General features: G+C 28.8%; 13 protein-coding genes and 1 pseudogene. 3 read left to right on the top strand and 11 right to left on the bottom strand.

Annotation, left to right across the window (positions count from 1 at the left end; all coding sequences use genetic code 11):
- Positions 1 to 170: 170 nt before the first annotated feature.
- From B8978_RS20435 to B8978_RS17170, 10 genes and pseudogenes are all read right to left on the bottom strand, one after another.
- Entirely contained in the window at positions 171 to 293 is a 123-nt protein-coding gene (locus B8978_RS20435) for a hypothetical protein (RefSeq protein WP_278327138.1), read from the bottom strand.
- Positions 294 to 440: 147 nt separating this feature from the next.
- On the bottom strand, positions 441 to 1262 hold the full coding sequence (locus B8978_RS17210) for a hypothetical protein (RefSeq protein ID WP_084117526.1): 822 nt from the start codon (positions 1260 to 1262) through the stop codon (positions 441 to 443).
- Positions 1263 to 1315: 53 nt separating this feature from the next.
- The gene (gene pdxR, locus B8978_RS17205; protein WP_084117525.1) at positions 1316 to 2770 is read right to left on the bottom strand and encodes a MocR-like pyridoxine biosynthesis transcription factor PdxR; all 1455 of its coding nucleotides are present in this window, start codon (positions 2768 to 2770) and stop codon (positions 1316 to 1318) included.
- Positions 2771 to 2788: 18 nt separating this feature from the next.
- On the bottom strand, positions 2789 to 4042 hold the full coding sequence (locus tag B8978_RS17200) for an Nramp family divalent metal transporter (protein WP_084117524.1): 1254 nt from the start codon (positions 4040 to 4042) through the stop codon (positions 2789 to 2791).
- Between the two features lie 17 nt (positions 4043 to 4059).
- Positions 4060 to 5289, bottom strand: a complete 1230-nt coding sequence (locus tag B8978_RS17195; protein WP_084117523.1) for a magnesium transporter MgtE N-terminal domain-containing protein — start codon at positions 5287 to 5289, stop codon at positions 4060 to 4062.
- Between the two features lie 285 nt (positions 5290 to 5574).
- The gene (rpsR, locus tag B8978_RS17190; protein WP_084117522.1) at positions 5575 to 5850 is read right to left on the bottom strand and encodes a 30S ribosomal protein S18; all 276 of its coding nucleotides are present in this window, start codon (positions 5848 to 5850) and stop codon (positions 5575 to 5577) included.
- A gap of 137 nt (positions 5851 to 5987) precedes the next feature.
- Positions 5988 to 6312 (bottom strand): annotated as a pseudogene (locus B8978_RS17185) (single-stranded DNA-binding protein); the annotation flags it as partial.
- A gap of 18 nt (positions 6313 to 6330) precedes the next feature.
- Positions 6331 to 6618: a 30S ribosomal protein S6 gene (gene rpsF, locus B8978_RS17180; RefSeq protein WP_084117520.1), complete on the bottom strand. Its 288-nt coding sequence runs from the start codon at positions 6616 to 6618 to the stop codon at positions 6331 to 6333.
- Positions 6619 to 6715: 97 nt separating this feature from the next.
- The gene (locus tag B8978_RS17175) at positions 6716 to 6916 is read right to left on the bottom strand and encodes a DUF951 domain-containing protein (RefSeq protein WP_084117519.1); all 201 of its coding nucleotides are present in this window, start codon (positions 6914 to 6916) and stop codon (positions 6716 to 6718) included.
- A 2-nt stretch (positions 6917 to 6918) separates the two neighbouring features.
- Positions 6919 to 7767: a mechanosensitive ion channel family protein gene (locus B8978_RS17170; protein WP_084117518.1), complete on the bottom strand. Its 849-nt coding sequence runs from the start codon at positions 7765 to 7767 to the stop codon at positions 6919 to 6921.
- A gap of 250 nt (positions 7768 to 8017) precedes the next feature.
- Between B8978_RS17170 and B8978_RS17165 the strand changes: the two genes are divergently transcribed.
- From B8978_RS17165 to yyaC, 3 genes are read left to right on the top strand one after another with little or no spacing between them, the layout of a single operon-like run.
- A complete protein-coding gene (locus B8978_RS17165) occupies positions 8018 to 8728 on the top strand; it encodes a LysE family translocator (RefSeq protein ID WP_084117517.1) in 711 nt (236 codons plus the stop codon).
- Complete coding sequence (gene ytvI / locus B8978_RS17160) at positions 8716 to 9786, top strand: sporulation integral membrane protein YtvI (RefSeq protein WP_242950591.1); 1071 nt, start codon at positions 8716 to 8718, stop codon at positions 9784 to 9786. Before B8978_RS17165 ends, ytvI begins: the two co-directional genes overlap by 13 nt.
- Before the next feature lie 49 nt (positions 9787 to 9835).
- On the top strand, positions 9836 to 10432 hold the full coding sequence (gene yyaC / locus B8978_RS17155; protein ID WP_084117515.1) for a spore protease YyaC: 597 nt from the start codon (positions 9836 to 9838) through the stop codon (positions 10430 to 10432).
- 90 nt (positions 10433 to 10522) lie between these two features.
- Here yyaC and B8978_RS17150 read toward each other — a convergent pair whose 3' ends face one another.
- Positions 10523 to 10777 (bottom strand): YkuS family protein, encoded by a 255-nt coding sequence (locus B8978_RS17150; RefSeq protein ID WP_084117514.1) that lies wholly within the window; start codon positions 10775 to 10777, stop codon positions 10523 to 10525.
- Between the last annotated feature and the right edge of the window lie 34 nt (positions 10778 to 10811).

Raw genomic sequence — 10811 nt, 5'->3', positions numbered from 1 at the left:
AATGAATTTAAATTTATATACTAAGATAACTCTACAATATGTTTTAATCGTAGGTTTTGCTTTTAGGCGTAGCCTTTTGTATTCATATTATTAAGTTAATATGTTATAAACACTACGACCTTCGGTCAAAAAAATGAAGTACAAAATACTTTAGATTTATAAATTTAAGTTCAAAGATTTTTCGCAGCATAGCTAAGAAAAATCATCCTAACCCTTTTGCTGAAAGCAAATTCTCTCACCATTAACGGCATTACCGTTAATTCTTTAATCTTGCCACTCTGGCAATCTTTCACCTTTTTACCTTACGTAGTAGAGTAAAAATCTTTAACCAGGTACTTCGCAATTTCTTAATATTGTGAGTTAGTTCCAATTATATACGAAAACATATCATAATTAAAAGAGGATATCCCAAAATATTGAAACATCCTCTCATTTTTTATCTAATTTATATTTTCTGTTTTCTTTGTTTCAACCTTATATATTTTCCATGTACCTTGAACCTTTTTTATCTGATACATAAGTGTTGTTCTGTTATTCTGATAATCTGAATCATCATTTTTAACAACAGTTTCTACAACTTGAACTGCAGTGTCCTTGTCATCAAGTGATCCAATTATATCTGCTGACTCTAAAGTATATGTTAAATCATTCTTATCAAATCTATCTAACTGATCATCCTTAAATTTACTATACACATTTGTATCAGTAGGGTCTATTGTTGCCATATAAGCATTTATATCTTTTTTATTAAGTGCCGATATATTGTCATATACAGTATTGAAAATATTATTTTTGTACTCTATTTTTAATATATTTTCAGAACTTATCTTCCATTCACCATTTACATTTTCTAAATTGCTTACATAAAGCGCCTTACTATCAAGAAAACTTGGACCTTTAACTTTTTCTGTGTTAACAACATATTGTATCTGTGCATCCTTACTAGTTCTATTAAGTACCTTTTCATCCTCAATACTTGCCTTTACTGTATAGTTTTGCAAATACCTAGTCATCTCATTTTTTTCTGATTTATATGTATCGGTTTCCTTTATGAAGCTAGACAGGTAATCATTAATTTTTTTATCATTTATAGCTTTTACTTTTCCTTCAATTGGTTTTAATATATCTTCATCGTTTACAGTAGACGTCTGCTTTGTTTCTACTGTTTTTGTACTACTTTTAGTACTTCCAGTCGATGAACCACATCCAACTAAAGAAACACTCATAATTATCGCAACGCTTATTATAAATCTCTTCTTCATTAATATCCCACCTATATTTTTTAATCTTTTTTATTATAGTCAATTTTACTATTCTAGTGCAATGGTACTTTATGTAAACTGTCTATAACTTCTCCGATAATCTTAAATCCTTTTTCAATTTCTTCTATGGAGTTTCTTGATATTCCAAGCCTCAAGGTATCTTTGCCTTTTCCATTCACATAGAAAATATCTCCCGGTGTAAATATTACATTTTTGTTAACACACTCATTTAAAACATCTCTTGCATTTAAATCCTTTAATTTTATAAATATATGCATACCCCCCTCACCATAAATTGAACTATATTTTATATATTTTTCAGCACAATTTAGTGCAAATTTGTATTTATTTTTATATTCTTTTCTGATTATTTTTACGTATTTTTCTAAATTGCCTTCTTTAAGATATTCATATAAAATTGCTTGATCTAAAAAAGAGGTGTGTATATTTCTACTTCTTTTAACACTTTCAAGCATTGAAATAAGTTTGTTATCTCCAAGTATCCAACCAATTCTAAGACCAGGAAAAAGTATTTTAGAAAAGCTACCAATATATACTACGCTGTTTCCTTCTCCTTGCATAGCTGCTATTGGTGCTATATGCGCTCCTGTAAATCTAAGCTCCTCATTAAAGCCATCTTCTATGATTGGAACTTCAAATTCCTTCAATGCATTGTATATTTCAGCCCTTTTTTGTGAAGGTGTAACGATACTAGTTGGATTATGGTAAGATGGTATGATATAACATAATTTCACTGTATTTTCTCTTAATTTTTCTTTAAGTAACTCTATATCCATACCATCTTTATCTATATCTATTCCGATTATATTTAGCCCATGGAGTTTCATAAGCTTTATTGCTGTATTATGAGTTGGATTTTCAGTTATAACAGTATCCTTAGGGCTCGTAAGTGATGCCAGTATTAAATCCATGCCCTCTGTAAATCCATTTGTGACTAATATACTTTTACCTTGAGAGTTAACACCCTTACTCTCCATATACTTAATTAAATATTCAATTAAAGGCTTATATCCTTGCGCATAGCCGTAATTTAAAATTTTATTTCCTTCTAATGAAACTCTATTTAAAAATGCTCTTTTAAAATCTTCCATATTAAATAAATTTTCATCGGGTGCTATGCTTTTAAAAGAAATCATACCTTTTTTATATAAAACCTCATGCTTCATTATATCAAGTTTTTCCGCTTTAACCGCATAATCTGTCAGTTTATCTTCCCATGTTATAGTGAGTTCATCTAATCTATTTATATGGATTTCATTTACAAAGGCACCTCTGCCTTTTTTTATGTGTATAAACCCCTCATCCTCTAAAAATTCATATGCTGTTATTATTGTATTTCTACTAACTTTTAGAATCGATGATAATTCCCTGGTAGATGGCAATTTTTCACTTTTTTGAAGCATACCTCTAAGTATCATATCTTTAAAATAATTTTTTATTTGTATATAATTTGGCGTCTTACCATCTAAATTTATATCAAATAACATACATCTCACCTTTTTTATCTAAAAGAATTTTCCTAATAAGGGTTGAAAAACTAGCATTGCTGTTAATACTATTAATACTATAATTGTCACCCATCCAATAATGTTAACAACATAATTATTTACATGTTTGCCCATAACCTCTTTATTATTTACCATTAGCATCATGCACACTAAAACAACAGGAAGTAATATTCCGTTTATTACCTGAGTGGCTTCAGAAATTTGAATCAATGGTGATCCTGGAATAAGTATAATTATTACTCCTATAACCATTATAGCTGTAAATAATGTATAAAATTGTGGTGCTTCATTCATGCTTTTATCCATACCTGCTTCAAAACCAAAAGCTTCACAAATATAAAAAGCTGTTGCTATTGGAAGTATTGTAGCAGAAAATATTGATGCAACTAAAAGTCCAAATGCAAAAATTGCTGATGCAAACTGTCCTGCTAACGGTTTTAAGGCAACGGCTGCATCTTTTGCTTCATTTATAGTTATGCCATTTTTGTTAAGTGTAGCTGCACAAGCTATCATTATAAAAAATGCAACAACTACAGTGATTATGCACCCTATAGCCACATCTACCAGTTCATATTTATATTCTTCTATCTTTATTCCTTTTTCAATTACTGAAGATTGCATATAAAACTGCATCCATGGTGCTATAGTGGTACCAACTATACCTATTACAGTGCTTATACTAGCAGCATTCATGTCCATAGATGGTTTTACTATAGCATTAGTAACTTGATTCCAATCAGGATGCGATAATAATGCAGATATAATATAAAACAACAGAAAAACACTGAATATTAGAAAAACTTTTTCTGCTGATTTATATGTTCCTTTAACAACTAGAAACCAAACTAAAATAGCTCCTATTGGTACTGAGATATATTTAGATATCCCAAAGATTTGCATGCTCCCTGCTACTCCTGCAAACTCTGTTGCTGTATTACCTATATCTGCAATTATGAGTCCTAAAAATATAAAAAAAGTTATCCTAACTCCGAAATTTTCTCTTATTAAATCAGCCAATCCTTTTTTTGTAACTATTCCCATCCTTGCATTCATTTCTTGAACAACTAAAAGAACAACAAATGCTGGAATTAGAGTCCATATAAGTTTGTACCCATAAGTAGATCCAGCAATTGAATAAGCTGTGATTCCTCCAGCATCATTATCAACGCTTCCAGTAATAATTCCTGGGCCTAAAATACTTAGAAAAAGGAGGATTTTTTTTAGTCTTGTATCTCTTTTATTTAATTCCATGTCTTCTACCTCCTAATTCAACCTATTCTTTTGTTTTTCTTTAACATCTCATAAACTATATCATTAATAATAACATTGCCAATTAAGTTCTTATCAATATCAGTAACTGGTATTGCCATTAAATTATATTTCGAAATTATTTTTATTAAATCATGTAAATCATCTTTATCATATATATATGGAAACTCTTTATTCATAATTTTTTCTAGACTTTCATTAGGGTCAGCAACTATGATGTCCCTTAAGGAAATTACTCCTTTTAGTCTATTCCTATTATTAACAACATATATATAATACATCTCGTCTTCATTTGGCCTCATTCCTCTTAATATGGAAATAGCCTTTTCAACTTTTAAATCGTATTTCAATGCTACAATTTCTGTAGACATAAGACTTCCAACTTCATCACTTTCATATTCCAAAAGGCCCCTTACTTCTTCTGAAGCTTCTTTTTCCATGTTATTAAGAAGTTCTTCAGCTTTAAGTTCGCTTAATCCATCTAAAATATCTGCTGCCTCATCTGCCGGCATTTCCTCAAGTATATCTGCTGCTTTATCAGTATCCAAGCTTTTTATAAAATTAAGCTGCTTATCTTCCTCCATCTCTTCAAGTACATCTGCTGCCTTAGCATTATCAAGACTTGAAAAAATCATCATACCAGTATTCTCATCAAAATCTTCGATAATATCAGCTAAATCTGATGGGTGGAGTATTGATAATTTGTTATATGTTTTTGATAACATTATATTTTCATTTGCTCTAAAAATTGTCTCTACATCATTCCATAATATAAGCTTTGAAGAAATCTTAAAACCCATTCTAACTATAGGTTTAGCAATGCCAATTCTTCTTAAAATTCCTTCAGTTCCAATGTCTGCTGCAACAACAAAAACGCTGGATCCATGATTTAATAACCTTATATCGTTTACCCTAACAACTTTTCTGCCATTTACATCGATTATCTGTTTATCCAATACATGTTGACCTAAAAACATAACATCATCTAAATCAATTTCCTCAATTTTGTTAATAGTCATTACATATTGACCATTTTCTTTTTCTACAAATACATCTTTCCATTTCAAATTTAATATGCCCTTTGAAGTTTTTACTTTTATTGCCTCTACTCTTGGATTTTTTAGTTTATTTATAACTCCAATATCCTTTATCTTACCTAAGATTTCTCTATCCTTATTAAAAACCTTACTTCCTAGGACTCTGCTTAAATAAAAACTATTCATTTCCATAGTACATCCTCCTCTTTACATCAAAAGAATGCACTACTGTAGTTTATGTATGTAAGTACACCCTTTTAATATTATTTAATTTTATAAAGCTAAATTCGGGGCCACTGTCCATTGAATAAACCACTCCTATTTTATAAAAATTTGTTTAAATGTAGAGATATTTATTATATCCCACACTTTATTATATTCCTATAAATTAAATATGCAATAATAACCTTTAAATTAATCTTAGTTCAATTAAATTTTACAATAAAAAAAACCAGTTAAAACTGGTTTTTTACTTTTTTATTCAGTTGTGAATGGTAATAAAGCTATGTTTCTTGCTCTCTTAATAGATTCAGTTAACATTCTCTGATGTTTTGCACAGTTTCCAGAAATTCTTCTTGGTAGAATCTTTCCTCTTTCTGTGATATACTTTCTTAATTTGTTTATGTCTTTATAATCTATATGATCAGCCTTTTCCATACAGAAAGAACAAACTTTTTTCTTCATTCTTCTTCCTCTTGGACCGCCTTTTTTAGCATCTCTTCCGTCTCTGCTATTTCCATTATCTCTGCTCATTTTTTCTCCTCCTTACCAAAAATTTTAAAATGGTATATCTCCATCATCTATAGGAGTAATATCTGCTCCAATACTTGATTGATTCATATCATTATTCATTGAATTAGATTGATATTCATCCCTTCCTGTTGAGGCTTTGTTTCCTCCCCATTCAAGGAACTGTACTTCTTCAGCAACTACTTCCGTTACATATCTTCTTGTGCCATCTTTAGCTTCATAGGATCTAGTTTGTATTCTACCACTAATTCCTATAAGTTTTCCTTTGCTCATATAGTTAGCTGTAGACTCTGCTTGTTTACCCCATACTACTATTGGGATAAAATCAGCTTCTCTTACGCCATCTTTATTGGGAAGTCTTCTATCAACGGCTATAGTAAAGGTGGCAACAGCATTTCCACTTCCCGGAGTAAACTTAAGCTCTGGGTCTTTAGTCAGTCTGCCTATTAAAACAACTTTATTCATTTTAACACCACCACTAAATTATTCTTCTTCTCTTATTATTAAGTGTCTTATAACACCGTCAGTAATTCTGAATACACGATCTAATTCTTTTGGTAATTCAGTATCAGCTGTGAAATTTATTAAAGTGTAGTAACCTTCGTTAACTTTCTTTATTTCATAAGCAAGTTTTCTCTTGCCCCAAGCATCAACGTTATCTACTGTTCCACCACCATTTTCAATTACACCTTTAAATTTTTCAACGCCAGCTTTAACAGCTTCCTCGTCTAATGATGGTTCCAATATAAATAGAGTTTCATACTTTCTCATTAGATTCACCTCCTCCCCCTGGTCTACGGCTGTATATTTTATACAGCAGGGATTTCAACAATTAATTATATCATAATTATTAACACATTTCAATCTTTTATTCATTATTTTCTTGTTTTGATTCTAAAATTTGTTTTAAATCTTTTTCAAATTTATTTCTTGGAATCATAACTATACGTCCACAACCTGTACATTTTATTTTAATGTCTGCTCCCGTTCTTATTATCTCCCAAGCATTTATGCCACATGGATGTTGTTTCTTCATTTTAACTATATCACCCAAATTAAAATTTTTCATTTTTACCTCCCCGTACCTTCCAAATTATTAGAAGCTAATTTTATATTGTTTTGATTTAATTCTTTTATAATAAACCTTCTAAGTTCAACTTCATTAGTTCCTTGAGTTGAAGGTTTAACTTTACCTACTATCATCACGTTTATACCTATAGCCTTAAAGTCTGTTATTCCAAAAACCTTTGGTTTCTCTATTATGTCCTGCTCTGCCTCATTAGCAAATTTTTCACAGGCTTCATTTATTATTTTAAATACATTATCTATATTTTCACTATAATCAACACATATATTGGCTGCTATTCTTATATTTCCTCTTGAATGGTTTGTAACATTTTTTATAGATCCATTAGGTATAATATGTAAATCTCCATTGAAATCTCTTATTTTTGTAACCCTTAACTCTAAGCTTTCAACTATTCCTGCCTTTTGTTCTATTGTTACATTTTCACCTACTGTATATTGGTTTTCAAAAAGTATGAAAATACCATTTATAACATCCTTAATAAGACTTTGCGATGCAAGTCCTACAGTAACTCCACCAATACTGGCTGCTGTTAAACTTACCGTACTGAATATACCCATTATTCCCAAAAAATATACTGTGTATCTAAGTATACTCTTCAAAACAGCTATAAGTGTTTTTGACTTCTTTTCATCTATAGAAAACATAATTTGTTGTTTTTTTAATGTTTTTTCAATTATTTTGCTTCCTAATTTAACTGCAATATACATTACTACTAATATAATAACTATTTGTAGGCAATTATCTAAAAACTTATTAATATTAAAACTTTCACTGCTAATTTTACCCAAATCAAAATTTCCTAAAGAAGTTATTGATAACTTACTTAACATTTAAAAACCGCCTTAATATTTTTTTATTATAATATAACATAAAATAGATTTTATATAAACTACTTATAAAAGTGGTATACGTATTACTAATTTTATATATGTAAGCAATAACAATTAAGCTATCAATATAATTTTGTTTAATATACGAAATCATGTTTATAATTATGTTATAATACACCATATACATATTTGTTATTATATTAAACTATCTATTAACGTGTATATAAAATAACATCAATGAGGTAAATTTATGAACATGCTTATACTACTAACCAAATCAGTCGTTATTGGTATTGCGACTGGATTTGTAATGTCTATCCCCATTGGTCCTGGTGGAATTGAATCTGTGAAGAGAACTGTATCCAAAAATTACTGGGAAGGACTAAAGGTTTCTCTAGGTGCTATAAGTGCTGATGTGCTTTATCTTTTGCTAATAAATGCTGGTCTAGCAAACCTATTAAATAGAAATCGACATACTGAGGGTTTCTTTTGGATTATTTCAGGTTTATTGTTATCTTTTATTGGATATAATTCATTAATAAACCATAACGGAAATGAAAATTTAATTACAAAATTTATGAAGAATTCAAATATATCCTCACTTTCTTTTGTTACTGGCTTTATGATAACTGCAACAAATCCCATGACCCCATCCATTTGGTTAACCATGAGTGGAACTGTTTTAAAAGCATGGTATCATATAAATAAATTTGCATATTATGTATTTATCATTTCTATAATTATTGGAATGATTCTTTGGTTTGCTCTACTAAACTTTTTAGCATATAAAGGTTTTAATATTTTATCACCAAAAAAGACCAAAGGTACTGTTTCATTTTTGATGTGGGGTATAATTCTCACCGGTTTTGCATTTATATTTTGGGGACTTTATATTTATTCTGATTTTCATATATTAAACACATTATGGATACACATAAAAATTTTCTTATGGAAGGATTGATTTACTTGGATAAATTTCTAGAAAGATTTGATAAGACAATAATTTTTGTAGTAATATATACTCTTGTTTTTGTTGTATTTTTCAAGACAATAAGTTATACTTTACCATTTGTACTTGCATTAATATTTGCAATTGCATTTCAAAAACCAACAAATTTTCTTATAAAAAAATTTAAGTTAAAAAATTCAATGGCAGCTTTTATAACAACAACAATTTTCTCAGCGATAATTATTCTGATATTTGTATTTGCTATAGCCTCTGTAACTAATGAAATTGTTACTTTAACAAAAAATGCTCAAACCTATGTAACAGATATATCTCCTAAGATTAATAAGTTAATGACAAATTTGCAATCATTTTACAAAAACTTAGATCCATCTATTTCATCTACTATTGAACAAAATTTTTCTAGTTATGCTACAAAAACTTTAAGTACAACGGTAAATATTTCTGGGAAAGTTATGTCTTACATTTTAACATTTTTTTCATATATTCCATATGTCGCTATGGTTATAATTTTCACTTTTGTTTCTACATATTTTTTTACAAAAGATTTATCTACTGCTAAAGTTAAATTTGCGGACTCTCTTCCAACGCATCAAACAGATAAAATCCTTAATGCATTCACTCATATAAAAAAGATGCTTGGAAAATATGTGCTTTCAGAACTTATAATTATAGGTATAACTTTTGTTGAAACAATTATAGCTTATGCAGTCCTTAATGTTAATTATGTTTTATTATTGGCTATTATTACAGCTATTTGCGATTTTCTCCCAATTGTTGGTATTGCCATTATTTATATACCTCTTGCTGTAATTTACTTTATTTCAGGCAACTATTTTACAGCTGTTGGTCTTCTAGTAGCATATGCTGTAATCTCTATAATAAGACAAATTATCGAACCAAAGATTGTATCTTCAACCATGGGGATACATCCAGTTGCTGCTTTAGCTGCTTTATTTATAGGTCTTGAAGCTGGAGGAATCTCCGGTATATTCTTTTGTATGTTTTTAGTTTTATTTTATAAAATATTTAAAAATTTGGATATATTGTAGTATAAAAAATCTTCTTTTTGGATATTATCTAAAAAAGGAGGTTTTTTTTATGATTGAAAGAACTGTGGTTAATTCTAATGAAATTAATTCTATTTCTAAACTTCGAGATTTGTTGTCCAAGGAAATTTCTGAAATTTTAATGCAAGAAAGGCCTATAATTTTTTTATGTATTGGTACTGATCGTTCTACAGGTGACAGTCTTGGACCGTTAGTTGGAGATAAACTTAATTTTTTAGTAAGAAATCAAGTATTCTTATATGGTAATTTAGAATCACCGATACATGCTAAAAATATATGTTCCACAGTTGATAAGATAAAAAAAATATATAATAATCCCTATATAGTAGCTATTGATGCATGCCTTGGCAATGTTGAAAACGTAGGGAATATAATAGTTGAGAGTAAACCAATTCTTCCAGGTGCTGCAGTTCATAAAAATCTTCCACCTATCGGAGACTTAAGTATTACCGGAATAGTAAATGTATCTGGTGCTTTAGAATTTATGGTACTTCAAAATACAAGACTATTTACAGTTATGCATCTAGCCGAAATTATATCAAAAGGAATTTATCATTCTATAATTAAAACAGTTGGAGTAAAAAATAAATGTATTAGTTCATCATTACCATTTAAAAACTTTATTTAAAATAACATAAAAAACTATTACTAAAAAACAGGAATATTAGTAATAGTTTTTATTTTATATAATAATGTTATTTAAAAAATTTATTATTCATCAAAATAATGAGGAATATATTCTGTTCTTAAGTATATATTCTATTTCATCTATGCTTTTACTTCCTATATCAATTATAAGAATACCATCTTTTTTTATATTATTCTCACAGTTTATATTTTGTAAACCACCATTTTTCAAATCACATATCATAGCATCACATTCATTATTTGAATTCATGCTAACTATTTCATATCCTCTTTTTTTTAATTCTAATTTTACATTTCTTAGCTCATCTGATATACATATCTTCATAATAAAAAACCTCCCATGGTATATTATTTCCAAC

Origin of the sequence: Clostridium acidisoli DSM 12555 (genome assembly GCF_900176305.1) — a bacterium.
Lineage (GTDB): Bacteria > Bacillota > Clostridia > Clostridiales > Clostridiaceae > Clostridium_I > Clostridium_I acidisoli.
This window is presented reverse-complemented; position numbering and strand designations above follow the sequence as displayed.

Excerpts from the sequence above, each read along its gene's own strand:
- B8978_RS17210 (WP_084117526.1), bottom strand. The coding sequence starts at position 1,262 with ATGAAGAAGAGATTTATAATAAGCGTTGCGATAATTATGAGTGTTTCT.
- pdxR (WP_084117525.1), bottom strand. The coding sequence starts at position 2,770 with ATGTTATTTGATATAAATTTAGATGGTAAGACGCCAAATTATATACAA.
- B8978_RS17200 (WP_084117524.1), bottom strand. The coding sequence starts at position 4,042 with ATGGAATTAAATAAAAGAGATACAAGACTAAAAAAAATCCTCCTTTTT.
- B8978_RS17195 (WP_084117523.1), bottom strand. The coding sequence starts at position 5,289 with ATGGAAATGAATAGTTTTTATTTAAGCAGAGTCCTAGGAAGTAAGGTT.
- rpsR (WP_084117522.1), bottom strand. The coding sequence starts at position 5,850 with ATGAGCAGAGATAATGGAAATAGCAGAGACGGAAGAGATGCTAAAAAA.
- rpsF (WP_084117520.1), bottom strand. The coding sequence starts at position 6,618 with ATGAGAAAGTATGAAACTCTATTTATATTGGAACCATCATTAGACGAG.
- B8978_RS17175 (WP_084117519.1), bottom strand. The coding sequence starts at position 6,916 with ATGAAAAATTTTAATTTGGGTGATATAGTTAAAATGAAGAAACAACAT.
- B8978_RS17170 (WP_084117518.1), bottom strand. The coding sequence starts at position 7,767 with ATGTTAAGTAAGTTATCAATAACTTCTTTAGGAAATTTTGATTTGGGT.
- B8978_RS17165 (WP_084117517.1), top strand. The coding sequence starts at position 8,018 with ATGAACATGCTTATACTACTAACCAAATCAGTCGTTATTGGTATTGCG.
- ytvI (WP_242950591.1), top strand. The coding sequence starts at position 8,716 with ATGGAAGGATTGATTTACTTGGATAAATTTCTAGAAAGATTTGATAAG.
- yyaC (WP_084117515.1), top strand. The coding sequence starts at position 9,836 with ATGATTGAAAGAACTGTGGTTAATTCTAATGAAATTAATTCTATTTCT.
- B8978_RS17150 (WP_084117514.1), bottom strand. The coding sequence starts at position 10,777 with ATGAAGATATGTATATCAGATGAGCTAAGAAATGTAAAATTAGAATTA.